Genomic DNA, 18118 nt, shown 5'->3' with positions numbered 1-18118 from the left:
AGAACGAAATGGCTACCCGGTCGCTGCTGGTCGATCAAAGTGTTCAATGACCCATCGATGTTATGATCTCCGATTCTTTGATGCTCTCGAGGTATTCGAGGCATCAGCTCGCCATCTTTCCTTCGACCGTGCAGCTTCCGAGCTGAACGTGACATCGGGAGAGATCGGTCGGCAGATCAAAATCATCGAGGAGGAGCTTGGTACTCCGCTGTTTGTGAGGGCAACATCCGGCAGGGTGCTTACCAGCGCTGGGAAAGATCTCTACACCGAGTTGGCAAGCATCTTTTCCAGGGCGTCCGATGCCATCACGGCCATTAAGCGCTGCGATCGTTCTCGGATATCTCGATCAGCTCTGCCGATGCGTTGACGTCGATCTGACTGATATCCTTCCGCCGCAATTTATGGCCGCCGTCTAGAACCACAAAGGGGGAAGCCGCTGTGAAAAGCTTGCCCGCGCTGTCAGGATGCTCAAGCGCGTCGGAGTTCCCGAGCCGCAAAGCCGGATCAGCGGCTAGACCAAGTCTGGTTAGGCTATATCGGCGTTGGCCAAGCACCAGCCGATATCCAAGCTTCCAGCTTGGAACGACAGCAGTGTCTCACGTGCCGAATAGAAGACCACGATGGCTACGGCGGTCTTATCCTCTTCGAGACACTCGAGGGGCGGTATGCGCCACGGTACCGGATTGACTTCTTCAGTCCGATTCTGTCGGCCCCATTCTTCCAGAACCAAGTATTCGTTGCAGCCACAGCGGGACTTACGACAAAAACTTGCAGACCCACAAGGTTATGTCCTTATCTTGCCACTCTCCATAGGCAAGTGCGCCAAGGTGGAGACCTTCACCCCGATCTATACAAGAGAGAAGCTTAGCCAATTCGCAGGACGGCTTGCGCCATCGGCCATCTGCTTGCGCCCGCATGGAGCTGTGATGCAGCTACGCCGGATACCTCGCGACCTCGGTCACGACCCGCCGCAATCGCCAGATCGACCACCGGGCGCTCCTCGGCGCAACTCCACGGCCTCTGTTGCCGCCCGGGCACAAATTGCAAGATATTCGGCCGCCTGCGGCGCCGCTGAGCAAGGCGGCCAGATTGTCCCCTGCATGTTCCGATGTCATGGCGCGAAAGCTCCATGTTCGTCGGCCTGGTAGTGTGCTGAGAGTTTTGCAAATTCGCTGAGAGAGGGGCGGTCATGGCAGGCTGGTGATGCTCAACGTCACCGATTCCCTGCAAGGAACGCCACCATGACCAAGACAGAAGGTAAGTCCGCCAGCGCCGCCTTCAAAGACATTCTGCTTCAGTGCCCGGATGGGTTGCGCGAAGTTGTCCGCGCAGTGCTGCAGGAAGTGCTCGAGGCGGAGATGGACGAGGCTGTCGGGGCAGCGAAGGGCGAACGCACGCCCGAGCGCCTGGGCTACCGCTCCGGCTATTACGGGCGCACGCTGATCACCCAGGTCGGCAAGCTGGACCTGCGCGTTCCGCAGGATCGGCAAGGGCACTTCTCCACCGAGTTGTTCGAGCGCTACCAGCGCTCCGAGCGGGCCTTGGTGGCGACACTGGCGGAGATGTATGTGCAGGGCGTGTCGACCAGGAAGATCAAGGCCATCACCGAGGAACTTTGCGGCCATGCCTTCTCGGCCTCGGCAATCTCGGCCATCAACAAGCGGTTGGACGAGAGCCTGAAGGCCTTTGCCGAGCGCCCGCTTCATGAGCCCTTTGCCTACCTCATCCTCGACGCTCGCTATGAGAAGGTGCGCGAGGCCAGCGTGGTGATGATGAGCCAGGCGGTGCTGATCGCGGTCGGCATTGACCGGGACGGCAGGCGCCAGATCCTGGCCGTCGATATGGCCGGCCGCGAAATCCGCTCGGCCTGGAAGGACTTCCTGCTTGCGCTGAAGGGCCGCGGCCTCAAGGGTGTCGAGTTGGTCGTCTCCGACGACCGCCGGTCTTGTCGCCGCGATCGGCGAAGTTGTCCCGGAAGCGGCCTGGCAGCGCTGCTACGTGCACTTCCTCAGGAACGCCCTCGATCACCTGCCGCGCAAGCACGGCGATGTCTGCCTGCAGGAGCTGCGCTGGCTCTACGACCGGCGCGACCTGGCCGAGGCCAAGGCCGACCTCGGCGCATGGCTTGCCAAATGGGAGCCCCGCTATCCCCGGCTGACGGCCTGGGTCGAGGAGAATATCGAGCAGACGCTCACCTTCTTCCGGCTGCCGCGCCAGCACCACAAGCACCTCAAGAGCACCAACATGCTGGAGCGCCTCAACGAGGAGATCAGGCGCCGCACCTATGTCGTGCGCATCTTCCCCAACGCCGAGAGCTGCCTGCGCCTCGTCAGGGCGCTGGCCGTCGAAACCCACGAAAATTGGATGGAGGCCAACCACTACATCAACATGGACGACCTGCGCGAGCACAAGAAGCTCGCCCTACGCTAAGCCGCATGACCAGCCATCCTGGCCGCCCCATTTTGCTGAACCTGACGCACAGAACCGAAATACTTCAGCATGTCGTCGACTAATCCAGTGGTCGATAAAACCATTTTCAACCGTTGCTGCATAACAACAGATCGGTTTCAGCAAAGGGGGGTGTCTGACGGGTGTTGGCCACCACGCTTTCTGGCAGGAAACCGAACTCTCATCCTTGTATGATTTCAATTTGTTAAAATACACGCTGACCCGAGGCCCGGTCCTGGCAAAGATTGCACAGAATTTCGACCTGTTCGCTCATCGCGAACATCGGCCGCGGCCCAGAACACCCGCGCGGCAGAGCGGAGCGATGGCGTTGGCCTGCTGGTGCGACTGCGGAAGGGGCACCGTCCGGGTCAGCCCCGGCAGGCCGTCGGATTGCAGCCGTACACCTGGCGAAAACATTTGGAAAAATGCGAGGCGGACGCGAAGCCGCAGGCGATCGCAACGTCAACGATCGGCAGATCAGTCTGCTGAACCAGACGCTTCGCGCGGGCAAGTCTCAAGGTCATGTAGTAGCGCATGGGAGAGGACGAAACGCAGCGCTCGAAAAGCCGCTCAATCTGACGTCGTGAACGTCCGACGCATGTGGCAATGTCGCGAAGCGGAAGCGGATCCTCAACATGCTCTTCCATGATGCGAATGATATCGGCAAGCGCTTTTGAGGTCACCATTTCGCTGCCGGTGATTGTCCATTGCCTGTCGGACGCCGAGCGCCAGTGGCCGGCCGTCGTATGTCTGCAGACAGCCAGTGCGACCTCTTTGCCGAGATGCTCGCTGATGAGCTCCATTACCAGATCAAACGAGGCAAACTCGCCAGCGCAAGTGGCCAGTTGCGAATCGCGCACAAATAGCCGGTCAGTCACCAGGAGGCGCGCGAACGTCTCGGCAAGCGCCGCCCGCTTGTGCCAATGAATTGTGCAGGCGCTGTTATCAAGCACCCCGCAATCTGCCAGCAGCCATGTGGCGGTACCCAGCGCCGCAAGCGGAATGCCAAATCGCTTGCAGAGGCGAAGAATCCTGCTCAAGGAACTCGACGCCTGCTTTTCGACACGCTCACCAGCGCAGACGATGACCATGCTCGGTCCCTTGCAGGCCTGGATGCTCTCCGCGATTCCAGCAAAGTCGCCGGTGACCGCGAGGCTGAACCCACTGGCGCATTCAACCGGCTTGCCGTCAGGACTGACGATCGTCCATTCGAAAAACCGTCGCTGAGCAACCGAATTTGCCAGGCGCAGCGGTTCCACGAAGGAAGACAGGCTCAGCTGGGAAAACCCCGGAAGCGCAAGAATGATCACATGGTATGCTTCGTCGCGACTGTCGACCTGCGGCCGGCCGGCGTTCCATCCCACGATGCGCGAACGGTCTCCCGCTGAAAATGGCGCATTCATTAAGGTCACGGATCCTTCTTGATGATGGTCAAAAGCAAGACATTGGCGCAGTACAGGGCTGCAACGCACCTCAAGCCCTATTATGTCTGCGCTTCATGAAATCCTTGGCGGTCTCGACAGCCACGGCCGCATCGCGGCAATAGGCATCGGCCCCGACGGCCTTGCCGAATTCCTCGTTAAGCGGCGCGCCGCCGACCAGCACGACGTAGTCGTCGCGGATGCCCTTTTCCTTCATCGTGTCGATGACGACCTTCATGTAGGGCATGGTGGTGGTGAGCAGGGCCGACATGCCGATGATGTCGGGCTGATGCTCTTCGAGAGCAGCCATATATTTTTCGACCGGATTGTTGATGCCGAGGTCGATAACGTCGAAGCCGGCACCTTCCATCATCATGCCGACGAGGTTCTTGCCGATGTCGTGGATGTCGCCTTTGACGGTGCCGATCACCATCTTGCCCTGCTTGGGCGCGCCGGTGGCGGCCAGCAGCGGGCGCAGAATGGCCATGCCGGCCTTCATGGCATTGGCCGAGAGCAGCACTTCCGGCACGAACAGGATGCCGTCGCGAAAATCCTCGCCGACGATGCGCATGCCTTCGACCAGCGCCTCCGTCAGCACGGTGTAGGGCTGCCAGCCGCGCTCGAGAAGGATCCGGGTGCCTTCCTCAATCTCTTCCTTCAGCCCATCATAAAGGTCGTCGTGCATCTGCTGCACAAGTTCCTCGTCGGAAAGCTCGGAAAGGATGATCTCTTCATCAGCCATTTTGGTTTTGCCTCATTCTCTGTCAAAGGAAGGTCGGCACCCCATGCTTGATGGGGCGCCGACCAGGCTTCCGGTGAAGCCTTGGGAGTTGATTGAGCTGTCAGCCACACTTCCTTAAGACACATCCAGAAGGGATAAATGCCGAAGCTCCGTTTATCTCGTTCGGCAGCGAAGATGTTACCATCGGCGGCATCAAACGTCGGTCGTCCTTCACAGCTGTCCTCCTGGCCTGGCAATGAGTTTTATTTGTCTGACCAGGATCCGATCTGCTGAGTGATCAAAGCCGCGCCTCGACCGAAGTTCCCTCGATCCCCGCAATTGAAACCATTGAAGTCGATCGGCCCGATGCTTATAGAGAACGGAGCGAGACGCAATTTACTTTTTGTCGGGACCGGTATAACAATTTCTCATGTCCAAGGACTATCGCAGGCTTCCCTTGAGCGCCCTTCGGGCATTTGAAGCGGCGGCCCGGCATCTAAGCTTCACCAAGGCAGCCAATGAGCTTTCCGTCACCCAGGCGGCCGTGAGCCGCCACATTCTGACGCTGGAGGACCACCTCCAGATCCAGCTCTTCAATCGTGGAAACCAGAAGGTCTCACTGTCTCCGCCCGGCGAGGAATTGTTCGAGGCCGTGACGCTTAGCCTTGGACATATGGCGGCAGCCTTTGACAGCGTGCGCAGAAGGCAGAAAGCCCACCCCTTGATTGTCGGCATGCCGATGTCGTTCGCGACCCTGTTCATGAGCCATCGGATCGGAGACTTCGTCGCCAGCAATCCGAAAGTCGACCTTCACCTGGTCTCGCTCGAACGCAGCCCGGCGCCGGCAACGGACGGTTTCGATGTGTCGGTGGTGATGGGATATCTGCCACGCCCGGGCTTCATCGCGACCGAACTCTTCAGCGAGGAGGTCTTCCCAGTTTGCAGCAAGGCCTATCAGGCACACTCACAAATCCTGACGCCGGGGGATCTCATAAACGAGGTTCTCTTGGCCATGGACGACCAGCATTGGTCCGCCTACCCCTGGTCACCGTTCGATTGGGTGCACTGGCTCGAGCAATTCGGAATCTCTTCCTCTTTTAAGCGCACCATCACCTTCAACAATTATCCAACCATGATGCAGTCGGTAATCAGAGGACATGGCATCGGGCTGGGCTGGCGTCATCTGGTGAGCGACTACCTCAATGAAGGTACCTTGGTGAGGCCTGTGAACGAAAGCTATCTCACTGGCCGAAAGCATCACCTGGTCATTCCCGACGCAGCCATCGGGCGCGAGGACGTCCAGATCTTTCGCGACTGGCTGATCACGCAGGTCGCAGACCTGAAGCCTGTCGTACCCGCATCGTCCGCCGAATTCATTGATGCCAAGCCGCTACTGGGAGAAGAGGCTCCGATTGCGCAAACGGCTCCGTCGCCGCCCGATAACATTTAGTCTACCGCATATAAGTTTTTGTTCGGTTGTCTTGTCGCGCATGCCTAGCTAGCGTGTCCGGAATAACCTAGACAACAGCGTCTCAAAGCTGTGCTGCAGTCGCGATGGGAGAAGCGCAACAATGCAACGAAAGCAACGATTGCTTTAGGCATCCGGCAGCCGAAACTGGTTGCGGCCCATTTCTTTCCTCTTCAGGTGAACTGACGACTTAGCCACTCGTCAACTGGATTTTGGCGATATCCGGAAAGCAATCGATACCCTGTTCTCTGCCGAAAGGAGCTTTCGTGAAGCCCGAAGACATTCTGGATCCCTTCAAGACTTGGCGCGTTCCGTTTGGCCAATGGGTCAACGACGTAGTGGGGTGGATAGTCGAACACTACCGCCCACTATTTCAGAGCTTGAAATGGCCAGTTGACCGACTTCTGGCGGGATTCGACCTCGCGCTCAATGGCATTCCGCCCATCATTACAGTTCTGTGCTTTGGATTGATTGCCTGGCAGATCGCCGGGTGGCGTTTGGCGCTCCAGGTGGCGGGTCTGTTGGTCATCGTCGGGCTTCTCGGCATCTGGGGTGAGACGATGACAACGCTGTCCCTCGTCTTCACCGCCGTTCTATTTTGCACGATTGTCGGTATTCCGTTGGGCGTCATAGCCGCTCGAAGCCATCGGGCGGCTGCGATCTGCCGACCGATCCTCGACACCATGCAGACCATCCCATCGTTCGTCTACCTGGTGCCAGTGGTCATGCTGTTCGGCATTGGCAACGTGCCTGGCGTCATTGTGACGATCATCTTTGCGCTGCCGCCAGTCATCAGGTTGACCACGCTTGGTATTCAGCAGGTTTCCGAAGAAGTGGTCGAGGCTATGCGTGCCTTCGGTGCCACCAACAATCAGCTGTTGTTCAAGGCTCAGCTGCCGTTGGCGCTGCCGAGCATACTGGCCGGTGTCAACCAGACTTTGATGATGTCGCTATCGATGGTCGTTGTTGCTTCCATGATCGCCGTCGGTGGACTCGGGCAGATGGTTTTGCGCGGAATCGGGCGTCTCGATATTGGTCTGGCAGCAACCGGCGGGATCGGCATCGTCATCCTGGCGATCATTCTCGATCGCCTGACGCAGTCCGCGATGTCTCAGGGCAGACGCTTTGCCCACGTAGCGTGGTATAGACGTGGCCCGGTCGCCCTCTTCACCACAATGTTCGTGTCTCCCAGGCAGCTCCAGCGGGGCTCGGACGAGCTGGATATCGGGCGGCAACGGACTTCAAGCTGAAGAACAGGGAGGGATACCGTGATGCTCAGGCCTGATAGTCGGACCGAATCGATCAGACCAACGAACGGATCGCCCGAGCAGGCAGGCAGCTTAGTGCACACTGAACCCTGGTTGGCGGCGATACCTCTCAAATTTGGAGCTTACCATTGAAAGCGCATTCCATCGAATTCAAGGATGTCTGGAAGGTCTTTGGAACGAACTCCAAATTCGACCTTGCCAGTGTCCAACGTGATGACCTTTCAAAGGCCGCGCTCCTCGAAAAGCATGGCTGCGTGGCAGCCGTCGCCGGCGTCTCCTTCAAGGTGGAGGCCGGGGAGATCTTCTGTGTTATGGGTTTGTCCGGAAGCGGAAAATCAACGCTTGTTCGGCATGTGAACCGTTTAATCAAACCCAGTTCCGGACAGATCATTGTCGGCGGCGAAGATATCAACCTGAAGACCGAAACTGAAATGCGCGAGCTCCGCGCCCGCTCAATGGGCATGGTCTTTCAGAATGTGGCGCTTCTCCCACACCGAACAGTCCGCGACAATGTCGCTTTGCCGCTGGAACTGAGGAAGATGAGCCTTCGCCAGCGCTCCGAGATTGCTGAAGAAAAGCTGGAGCTCGTGCAGCTTGCGGGTTGGGGCGATCGTTACCCTGATCAACTTTCCGGTGGCATGAAACAGCGCGTTGGCCTCGCTCGAGCGCTGGCGGCCGATCCTGCCATCTTATTGATGGATGAGCCTTTTTCGGCACTCGACCCGCTCATTCGGCGCGAACTGCAGGACCAATTCAAGGCGCTTTCGACGAAACTGGGAAAGACGACACTGTTCATTACCCATGACCTGGATGAAGCCGTCCGGCTGGGGCACCACATCGGGGTGATGAAAGACGGAAAGATGCTTCAGATTGGCTCTGCCGAGGAGATCCTCGGGAGTCCCAATGACCCCTACGTCGAAAAATTTGTCCAGGGAAGCAGCCGGTTGAAGCTTCTGAAGGCAGAGACGGTGATGGTGCCGCTTGAGGAATTCACAAATGGCGGAGAAGGCAAGCCCTTGGCCGGCGCTCCGCGACTCGGCCTCGATGCCTCGATCAAGGAATTGCTCGGTCTTTCAAATCGACACGGCAACACGCCGCTGGTCGTTGTCGATGAAGGTGGGGTTGATGTGGGCGTGATCACCGCGTCAGCAATTCTGCGCGGTGTCCAAGAACGTCTGTAGCCAACGTCTCTAGCCGTGGTTCGCTTTCTTGAACACCCGCCATTGCTTGCAATTCACTGGATGACCGAAAATGAAAACCGAACGCAAGACCGTCGTCGTCACTGGTGCGGCCGGCGGCATGGGTCAGGCGATCTGCAAGAAGTTTGCATCGAGCGGGTATTTTGTGATCGCCTGCGACACCAATGCGGAGCGCTTGGCAGAGACGATCAGCGAAATCAACAGAAGCGGGGATAATGGCCTGGCAAAGCCCGGTGACCTTAGAAGCAAGGGCTATTGCGAGGATCTCATTGACACCGCCATCAGCCTTACGGGTCGCCTGGACGCCCTTGTCAACAATGCGGGCATCATCACGCGCGGCACAGTCCTCGATACCACCGATGAGGATTGGGAAAGAACCTTCGATATCAATCTCAAAGCGGTGTTCTACACCTGCAGGCGGGCAATAGCCTTCATGAAGGAGAATGGTGGCGGCTCGATCGTCAACATCTCCTCGACCTGGGGCGTCTATCCAGGACCAAGTCACGCAGCTTATTGCGCGAGCAAGGCAGCCGTGGCGATCTTTTCAAAATGCCTCGGACGCGACCATGCGGGCGACGCGATAAGGGTCAATGCCGTCTGCCCCGGCGAGATTGACACCCCCATGCTGCGTTCCGGCTTCATCCATCGTGGGTTCAATCCCGACACAGCGGTCGCGGAACTCAGCAAGTCGAACCCCCTGGGCCGGCTAGGCACTCCTGAGAGTATTGCCGATGCGGTCTACTTTCTCACTTCGGATGCGGCAGATTTCATCGCCGGGACCACGCTGGAAGTCGCCGGGGCTAAGGCCGTCTACTAGGGCGATCCACGCCTCGCGGCCGCTACCGTAACAGTGAAACGTCAAGGTTGCCGCTGAAACGGTCGGCGCCCGACCAGCCTCTTGAATGGTCGTTGTCGGCTGGGCTGCGGCCCAGCTTTCTCAGGCAAGGGGAGGGGTTCGTCGCGCGATCATTTTGACGGATAACATGGGCGTAACTGCGGTCATAACTTCAGTTCATAAGTTACATTATTTTTTATTGCTGGTTGTCTAGAGACCAGCGCCATATATTGTTGCGAACAATCAGGGATAACGGAAATGTCTGCGAGATCTGGCGGCCGAGAGGCTCGGCAAAAATTACGTTCTGACAGGACGGTTACTTCGTTGCCGCCGCTCGAGCGGGGACTGCCTTACATGGATTTGCTCAGCCAGGATGATCTGCTGCGGCTGCACAACATCTCCTTGCAGATATTGGAAGAGATCGGCATCGAATTTCGTGACGACGAGGCGATCCAACTGTGGCGTTCAGCCGGTGCCGACGTATCCGGTCAGCGCGTCAGGATTGATCGTAACCAGCTGCTGGAGCTTGTGGCCAAAGCTCCTGAAACCTTCACCGTGCACGCGCGCAACCCCGCTAAGACAATCAGTCTCGGTGGCCGAAAGAGCATTTTTGTTCCAGCCTACGGCTCGCCAAACGTGCTTGACCTCGAGGGTAAGCGGAGAAACTCCACGATCTCGGATTTCGTGAATTTCGCCAAGCTGGCCTACCAGGCGCCAGCAATGCATATGACCGGCGGCGTTCTTTGCGAGCCGATGGACATCGCCGTTCCAAAGCGCCATCTGCACATGAATTACAGCCTTATACGCTATTCCGACAAGCCATTCATGGGTGCGGTGACCTCGCGCGAGAGAGCAGAGGACACCGTCGCCATGGCCAAGATCGTTTTTGGCGAGGAGTTCGTTCAAAACAACACCGTCATCATCTCGCTTGCCAATTGCAATTCCCCACTCGTGTGGGACGCCACCATGCTCGATGCGGTGAAGGTCTATTCGGCGAACAACCAGGCCATGATTTTTGCGCCGTTCGTCCTTGGCGGCGCCAGCACCGCGGCCAGTACGGTAGCTGCAGTCGCCCAGCTCAATGCGGAGGCGCTTGCCGGTATCGCCTTCGCCCAGCTCGTTCGGCCGGGCGCGCCATGCATTTATGGGCAGTGGCTTGCGACGGTTTCAATGAAAAGCGGCGCGCCGATGGCCGGAACACCCGAGATCTGCCACATGAATATGCTGGTCGGCCAGCTGGCCAGGCACTACAAGCTGCCCTGGCGTTGCAGTGGCAGCAACACAAGTTCGAAGCTGGTCGATGCCCAGGCAGGCTATGAGGCGGCACGCAACATGTATGGCGCGTTGATTGCCGGAGCCAATTTCGTTCTTTCGACGACCGGTTATCTGGAAGCGGCTTTGACCCAAAGCTACAGCAAGTTCATGCTCGATTCCGAGCAGATGGTGATGTTTTATAAGCTTGGGCAAGGCATAGTCCTGAGCGAGCTCGATGAAGCGATGGATGCCATCCGTCAAAGTGAGCCAGGCAGTCATTATCTGGGAACCGAGCATACGTTGAAGAATTTCGAGCGTGCCTTCATCGTTCCCGAATTGATGAACCATGACAGCTTTGAGCAGTGGTCCTTCGCCGGCGCGAAGGATGCCAATACACGCGGAATTGAGGCAGCAGTCCGGGCGTTGCAGGAATACCAGGCACCGCCGACCGACGAAGCCGTCGACGAGGCGCTCCTTGATTTTATCAAACGCCGGGAACTCGAAATCGGTGATGCAGCGCTGTAAGGCGACGGTTCCTCGGATGGCGACGAGCGAAGGATGGGACTGCGGCGACGAGACCGGTTTGTCGAATCCTCGACGAACCTATCTCGATCCAAGGGTGAGTGGGGTCATTACCTGACGCTGGGCAGTAGCTCAACCGCGCCGGATTTCATTTGCCCGCTTACCGTTTGGAAGGCCTAGGCCACCTGCATGGACGTATTCGATGAACGCTCCTGCCAACATCAGCGCTATAAGGTCGTCGACCGCAGTTGACGCCGGGGCGATCGCCGGTCGCCCTGTTGAATTGGTGATTCTGGTCTTACCCGGATTCTCGCACCTTGCGCTTCATGCCTTCCTCGAGCCGTTTCGGATAGCCAACACAGTATCGCGGCTGCCGCTGTTTCGCTGGCAGATCGCAGGGCTCGACGCACGATCCGTCGAGGGGGCTAACGGTCTGTCGATCGCCGTGGATACTACGATAGGCAAGCAGAAAGCCGGTTCGCAAAAGCGCAGGCTAGACCATCTGGCGGTCGTTTCTGGCGAGCCAGTGGAGCACCAGCTCACACCACAACTGAACGCGTTTCTGCGAACGACCGCGCGCCATGGGGTTCCAGTGACCGCGGTTGGAACAGCGACCTGGTTGTTGGCGCAGACAGGGCTCCTTGGAGCTGCGCGCTGCACGATCCACTGGTCCCGCCTCGCTGCTTTCTCAGAAGTATTCACCGAACCACGGGTCCGCGATTCTCTCTTCATCAAAGATGGGCAGTTCTCGACCTGCGCGGGCGAACTCGCAGCCTTCGACTTGGCAGTCGACCTCATCGCCGGCCACGCCGGCGCGTTCATTGCCCAGGAAGTATGCCGGCACGCCATTGTCGAGGGCCAGCGATCGGGATCGCATCGCCAAACCGGGCCTTCGGGGCTCGCCTTTGCAGGGGTAAGCGACAAACTTCTTATGGCGATCCGGATTATGGAAGAGAATATAGAATGCCCCTTGGCCATGAGCGAAGTCGCCCAACGCGCCGACGTCTCCCGGCGCCAGTTGGAGCGCCTGTTTTCCGAACAGGTCGGTGTGCCCCCTTTACGCCACTACTTACGCATTCGCGTGGAGCATGCCAAGCGCCTGATCGAAGGCACACGCTTGCCCATCATCGATGTCGCGATGGCCTGCGGGTTTATCTCGCCGTCGCACTTCGCAAAGTGCTTTAGAGATTTCAATGGTATGTCGCCGCAGCAGTGTCGCTCGATGGTGCCGGCCTGGGTTGGGCCTGGTCTGGGCTAGAAGACATCGCTTCGAGTGTGACACTCGGATGCTTCCCGACGGTCCGCGGGGAGGGCCCCAGCTCTTTCGGCAAGGCGACGATGCCAGAGGGATCAGATAAGGACTGCCGTTATGAGAATTTGCCCGGTCAGGTCAAATCAAAAAACAGTCTATTGGGAGATTTATGCAACAGTGAAAGCGTTACTGTTATGCGTCCTGTTGCTTTTGCTTCTCCTTAAATTGAATATCGGCATTCTGGCGTAGTTTGCTGCGGTCGTACCCAGATCACGCGTCTCCCATTAATCGACCCTCCATGACAGCTCTGTCTGTCCAGGTGGCCACTTCCTGGATTCATCTCCGTCCGAGAAGACGCCTCTGGGCTTCGTAGCCCCGTGGCAACTCCTCACTTGAAAAGACGGCGGTCATAATTTCTGCGTCACGGCAGTATAACTTTTTGTTCGATTGTGGCGCATCGAAGAGATGTCTAGCCTTCTATGCCAGACATGCCGGGGCCCAAGAGCGGAGAACGTGGCTTGTCGCGGTAGATGCCAATTCACCTTGTTATTCATGCTTGGATCAGTGGAGGATTTGCAATGAATCGCAGAGTCGCGGTGCAAGCGGGCGCATGCGCCATTTTCACCCTATTCGCGCACAGCGCTGTGGCCGATGAACTTCCGGGGGCCGGAAAAATCATCGCATCCGCTGTGGAAGCCAGCAATGAAACACAATCGTTTGCAACATATCTAATCAACTTGGGTCTTGCGGATTTGGGATATGAGATCAAGGACCCCGCATTCTTGCAACTGCAGGCCGCCTTAGTGTCTGTCGCGACTGGCGACTCCACATACTACGGCGATTTCTGGGACCCCCTACACCAAAGCTTCTATGACAAGCTAGAACCAGGGAAGGCGACAAAAATTGGCACCGTGGTACCTAATGCCATTCAGGGCTATCTAATCGACAAAAAAACTGCAGACGCCCATCATATTAAGAACTTGGAACAGCTGAAAGATCCAGAGCTTGCAAAGCTGTTCGACGCAGATGGAAGCGGAAAGGCTACACTCTACGGTTGCGAACCGGGGTGGGGCTGTGAACGTCACATTAACTATCAAATCAAAGCCTACGGACTCGAAAATACCGTCCAGCAGAAGTCCGGCGACTATGTCGCTTTGATAGCCGACGCTATCCAACGAATACACGCAGGGCAATCGACCATATATTATACGTGGACGCCCTACTGGCTCAGCTCTGTGCTTAAACCGGGAAGAGATGTTGTCTGGCTGGCCGTCAATAAATCCGAACTTCCCGAGGAAGAGTCGAATGCGAATACGACAGTGCTAGGTATTGGCAACGTCGGCTTCGCGATAAACAACATACGAGTCCTAGCTAATACAGATTTTCTCAACGGAAATCCTGCTGCCAAAAAATGGTTTGAGGAGTTCCAAATCCCGACCGAAGACATTGATCAGGAAAGCCTCCTTATTCACAAAGGTGAGAAAACGGACGAAGACATCCAGCTTCACGCCGCGGAGTGGAAGGCCGCGCATCAGGAAAAGTGGGACGCCTGGATTAAGGCCGCGCTCGCCGCGAAATAGCAGTCAGGCCTGACGACGACATTTCATGCTGACTGCAAGATGCTGGCCGGGGCCGCAAAGCCTCCGCGACGATGCCTTGACGGCGATGGTAACATTTCGTTCGTGGAGGCTCCAGATTGCTGAGCGGGCCAGAGGAAAAATGCTTTTGGCCACTTCCCGATAAGCGGTGACGGACGCGGGAGCCTGTCGGCCGCAGCAGAAGGTCGAATCGTCAACAACCCGCAGTTAATCAGAGGACACTTAATGACCTGGAGCCGAACGTCAAGCTGGATCGACGAAATAGTTTCGACGACTGCTCTCGTCGACACCCATGAGCACCTAGTCGAAGAGACGCGCCGATTCTCTCAGCGTCGCGATTGGCTTCTTCCTTGCGATGACTGGGCGTTACTGTTCAGGGACTACTTGCAGCAGGACATTGACTGCGCGGGAATGAGTGTTGGCGACAAGCAGCGGTTCTATGATCCCGAGGTGTCACCGATCGACAAATTCAAGATTGTCTCGCCGTATTGGGAGCGCGTTCGGCATACCGGATATGCAAAGAGCTTTTCCCTAACGATCGCTGAACTCTATGGCGTAAAATCCTTTACCCTCGACAACATCGAGCATTTGGCAAGCCGATATAATGAGGTAAAGGTTCCTGGATTTTACGAACATGTCCTCAAAAAAACTTGTAGACTCTCTGAATGTCACGTGAATTCGCTAGAGCGAATATTCATGGAAAGTGCTCAACCATCGTTGCTGAAGCAAGATATCAGCATCATGGAACTTAGCCGCTGCAATCTTTCGGATATTAAGTCCGTTGAATCCGAACTTGGTGTGCAAATCGAGTCGTTCGATGACTGGTTGACGGCGATTGACCGCTACTTCGAAAAGTTTGGCAATCACGCGGTCGCAGTTAAATACGTGGGCGCATACTACAGAGGGCTAGATTTCGAGCATGTCGATCGGCATGTAGCCGCCAGACATTTCAATACCTTAGTGGCAACACGCCCTTTCATAGGTCCTTGTGGGGCCCGGGCCATCGAAGATTTTCTCTTTCACTACTGCCTCGGCAAAGCACAAGAATACAATCTTCCTGTGAAACTTCACACAGGATATATGGCCAGCAGCGACACAATGCCACTGAGGCGTGTTCGTGACAATGCGGTTGACGTCTGTCAACTGCTTCAGAGTTACCCAAATGTCAAATTCGTGCTTATGCACATTGGCTATCCCTATCAATCTGAGTATCTCGCTCTGTGTAAACAATACCGCAACGCCTACGTGGACATGTGCTGGGCTTGGATTATAAATCCTGTAGCATGCGTCAATTTTCTCTCAGAATTTCTTGTGTCCGCGCCAGCGAACAAAATTCTGACATTTGGTGGCGATTTTATTGTTGTAGAGAACGTCGTGGGCCATAGCTTAATTGCTAGAAGAGGTATTGCCGAGTCCATTACTCGGTTGGTTGAACTAGGATGGATTGATCGCGCCGTGGTGCCGGACCTGGTTACACGATTGTTGCAATTAAATGCGCAGGAATTGTTTAACACTAGGCGGTAGTATGATTGGAAAGACAATGTTCCAAGCCCTAGCGGCTTGGCCTTGGCCGTTTCAGTCGGCTCACAATAGCCCGTGGTTGACGCTTTCAGCGTCGGGCAACAGCGTACCGTGGCTTTGGGCGGCGGCGTTCCAATTGGCTTGCGTCTCGTACAGCGGCTTGGGCAGCAACCGCGAATTCGGACGCATTCGGGCAGGCCTCACACCGCAATCCGCGGCCGTCCCGACGCCACGGCCACCACATGCGCCTCGATGAACATGCGCTGGTTCTCGACCGTCGAGACCTTGAACTCGGTGGACACGTCAATTTCGGCGCTGTCGGTGCCGGCATTTTTCGCGCGTTCGGCGACGATCGCCCGCACATCGGCTTCCGCCGCGGCAATCGCCTTCTCCTCTTCGGTGAAGTCACGCACCGTTTGCCCCGACGCCAGCCGGAACAGCCCTTCTCTGGGCTGGCTGACGCGGGCTTCGGCCGAGACGCGGACCTGACCGACGACGGCGCCGAGCGCATTGGCGACGTCGGTATCCTCCGGCACGATGCAGCCATTGCCGATCAGCGGCGGCAGGCCGGCATAGTGCAGCGGCGCGGAGGCGCCGAGGCCGATCACCGGACGGTCGAGCGCGACGTTGAAGCGGGCGATGCCGGGGTGGGCGTCGACGGCGAGCTGCACCAGCGCGTGCGCGACGGTGGCGGCGCCGTCCAGCCCGTCCTCGGCGAAGGCGGTTTCGAGGATGTATTCGGCCGACCAGCGCGTCAGCGTGACGAGCACGCGCGCGGCGAGCGCTTCCGGCGTCGCCGCGATCGTCTGGCCGCGGCCGTCGCGGCGGCGGGAAAACAGCTCGGCGCCAAGACGCGCGGCGGCGGGGTCCCAATTGGCCTGCTTGCCCAGCACATGGGCTGCATCGGAGGGCGTGAAGCCGCAGATGTGCACCAAGCCGCGCGCCACCAGCCGGTTCAGCGTAGCGTTCTGGGCGTTGGAGGTGAGCAGGCGGTCGAGCGCCAGCGGGGTGGCGCCGATCGCCTCGTAGAGCTTTGCTTCCGGCGTTCGGCAAGCCTGTCCGGCACGCCGGTGCGCACGGCAAAGCGCCCGCCCATGCGGCCGGCATTGGGCGCGCGGAGTTGTCTTTCCAGTTCGGCGGTGACGGCCTCGCCATGCGCTAAGCCTGCCAGCGCCAGCGGCACAAGGCGGCGCGGTCCGAGCAGGATCTTTGGAGTGCGCGCGCCATCCTCCAGCGCCACTTCCGAATCGCCGCCGAGGCCGAAGGTGCGCATGGCGACTGCCTCGACCATGGTGCGGAAGCCGCCGACGGTGGCGCCTTCCGGATCGAGGCGAGGACGGCCCTGGTCCAGCACCGCGACATCCGTCGTGGTGCCGCCGATGTCCGAGACCATGGCGTCGTCGAGGCCGGTCATGTGGCGGGCGCCGACCAGGCTGGCGGCCGGACCGGACAAAATGGTCTCGATCGGCCGCTGGCGGGCGAAGGCCGCCGAGACCAGCGCGCCATCGCCGCGCACCACCATCAGGGGGGCTGCGATGCCGCGATGGCCAAGAAAGCCTTCGGTCGCCGCGACCAGCCGGTCGATCATCGAGATCAGCCGGGCGTTGAGCAGCGTTGTCAGCGCGCGGCGCGGGCCGCCGAGCTTGGCCGAGAGTTCATGGCTGGCGGTGACCGGCAGGCCGGTCTTCTCGCGGATCAGGTCGCGAGCCGCGAGCTCATGCGCCGGGTTGCGGGTGGCGAAATAGGCGCAGACGGCAAAGCCCGACACCGAACGCCCAAGCTCCGGCAATGCCGCCTCGAGGCCGGAAAGGTCGAACTTGGCGGCGTTGCCGTGCACGTCGTGGCCACCGGGGCAGAACACGACCGGATCGGTGCCCAGCGCCGTTTTCAGCCCGTCGCGTGCCAGGTCGACCTCGGAAAAGCCGATCATGATGAGCGCCACGCGCCCGCCCTGACCCTCGACCAGCGCGTTGGTGGCCAAGGTGGTGGACATCGACACCAGTTTTATGGCCGCCGGGTTGGTGCCGGCCTTCTCCAGCACCGCGTCGACCGCGCCGGAAATGCCGACGGCGAGGTCATGCCGGGTGGTGAGCGCCTTGGCCTTGGCCAGCACCTTGCCTTTGTTTGGCTGATCCAGGGGGCCGCCCTCCTCCGACCACAGCACGGCGTCGGTGTAAGTGCCGCCGGTGTCGATGCCGAGGAAGAGACCGGCAGGCAGAGCCTTCATTGAAACTGATGGTGCTGCTGGAATTGCATGTTACCCGCCTCACCTGATGCGCAATGGCCTTCCAGCCATCGAGAGCCGGCAGCCATCAGAAGCGCACCTTAGGCGTTCGAAAGGTTATCTTGCGCGAGCGATCCCGTCTCCGCAGTCCGTGCGCAGGTGCGGACACGTGCTTCCGCCTGCGATTCCAAAAGCTTGGCCCGATACTCCTCATCCAAGATTGAGGGCAGGGGAATCTTTTTGGTTCGCGCGCCGTCGACGGAGATCATTTCACCGCTGACGAAACTCGACTCCTCACTGGCTAGCCAAAGCACGGCGTTGGCTATTTCTTTGGGAGCGCCTATTCTTCCTACTGGATGGAGTTGTCCCAACTCCCGCTCGATCAAG

The 18118-nt window shown here is 58.3% G+C and carries 12 protein-coding genes and 2 pseudogenes; 10 read left to right on the top strand and 4 right to left on the bottom strand.

All coding sequences use genetic code 11. The features are described 5' to 3' along the window. The first annotated feature begins 46 nt into the window (after positions 1-46). Together AC4FWB_RS32370 and AC4FWB_RS32365 are read left to right on the top strand one after the other, a co-directional pair. Positions 47-367 (top strand): LysR family transcriptional regulator, encoded by a 321-nt coding sequence (locus tag AC4FWB_RS32370; protein ID WP_491030300.1) that lies wholly within the window; start codon positions 47-49, stop codon positions 365-367. An 874-nt stretch (positions 368-1241) separates the two neighbouring features. Beyond that, positions 1242-2430 (top strand): annotated as a pseudogene (locus AC4FWB_RS32365) (IS256 family transposase). A 386-nt stretch (positions 2431-2816) separates the two neighbouring features. On the opposite strand, the gene AC4FWB_RS32360 reads toward AC4FWB_RS32365, so the two are convergent. Together AC4FWB_RS32360 and AC4FWB_RS32355 are read right to left on the bottom strand one after the other, a co-directional pair. After that, positions 2817-3851, bottom strand: coding sequence for a GlxA family transcriptional regulator (locus AC4FWB_RS32360; protein ID WP_491030310.1), 1035 nt, complete (start codon positions 3849-3851; stop codon positions 2817-2819). Between the two features lie 70 nt (positions 3852-3921). After that, positions 3922-4611: a corrinoid protein gene (locus AC4FWB_RS32355; protein WP_491030299.1), complete on the bottom strand. Its 690-nt coding sequence runs from the start codon at positions 4609-4611 to the stop codon at positions 3922-3924. Between the two features lie 409 nt (positions 4612-5020). On the opposite strand from AC4FWB_RS32355, the gene AC4FWB_RS32350 reads away from it, so the two are divergent. The 8 genes from AC4FWB_RS32350 (at position 5021) to AC4FWB_RS32315 (ending at position 15510) form a co-directional block, all read left to right on the top strand. Continuing rightward, entirely contained in the window at positions 5021-6040 is a 1020-nt protein-coding gene (locus AC4FWB_RS32350; protein WP_491030298.1) for a LysR substrate-binding domain-containing protein, read from the top strand. Positions 6041-6324: 284 nt separating this feature from the next. Beyond that, complete coding sequence (locus AC4FWB_RS32345; protein WP_491030297.1) at positions 6325-7308, top strand: ABC transporter permease; 984 nt, start codon at positions 6325-6327, stop codon at positions 7306-7308. A gap of 146 nt (positions 7309-7454) precedes the next feature. Further along, on the top strand, positions 7455-8507 hold the full coding sequence (locus AC4FWB_RS32340) for a quaternary amine ABC transporter ATP-binding protein (protein ID WP_491030296.1): 1053 nt from the start codon (positions 7455-7457) through the stop codon (positions 8505-8507). Between the two features lie 70 nt (positions 8508-8577). Continuing rightward, complete coding sequence (locus AC4FWB_RS32335; protein WP_491030295.1) at positions 8578-9342, top strand: SDR family NAD(P)-dependent oxidoreductase; 765 nt, start codon at positions 8578-8580, stop codon at positions 9340-9342. 276 nt (positions 9343-9618) lie between these two features. Next, positions 9619-11139, top strand: a complete 1521-nt coding sequence (locus tag AC4FWB_RS32330; protein ID WP_491030294.1) for a trimethylamine methyltransferase family protein — start codon at positions 9619-9621, stop codon at positions 11137-11139. 199 nt (positions 11140-11338) lie between these two features. After that, a complete protein-coding gene (locus AC4FWB_RS32325; RefSeq protein ID WP_491030293.1) occupies positions 11339-12394 on the top strand; it encodes a GlxA family transcriptional regulator in 1056 nt (351 codons plus the stop codon). Positions 12395-12966: 572 nt separating this feature from the next. Beyond that, a complete protein-coding gene (proX, locus tag AC4FWB_RS32320; RefSeq protein WP_491030292.1) occupies positions 12967-13968 on the top strand; it encodes a glycine betaine/L-proline ABC transporter substrate-binding protein ProX in 1002 nt (333 codons plus the stop codon). A 243-nt stretch (positions 13969-14211) separates the two neighbouring features. Further along, positions 14212-15510: an amidohydrolase family protein gene (locus AC4FWB_RS32315; protein WP_491030291.1), complete on the top strand. Its 1299-nt coding sequence runs from the start codon at positions 14212-14214 to the stop codon at positions 15508-15510. Positions 15511-15707: 197 nt separating this feature from the next. Here the strand turns inward: AC4FWB_RS32315 and AC4FWB_RS32310 are convergent. Next, positions 15708-17734: pseudogene (locus tag AC4FWB_RS32310) on the bottom strand (hydantoinase/oxoprolinase N-terminal domain-containing protein). A 98-nt stretch (positions 17735-17832) separates the two neighbouring features. Next, positions 17833-18118, bottom strand: a 286-nt coding sequence (locus tag AC4FWB_RS32305; RefSeq protein ID WP_491030290.1) for an SDR family oxidoreductase, incomplete at its 5' end; no start/stop codon positions are given.

The organism is Mesorhizobium sp. LEGMi-168a (assembly GCF_058312955.1).
This window is presented reverse-complemented; position numbering and strand designations above follow the sequence as displayed.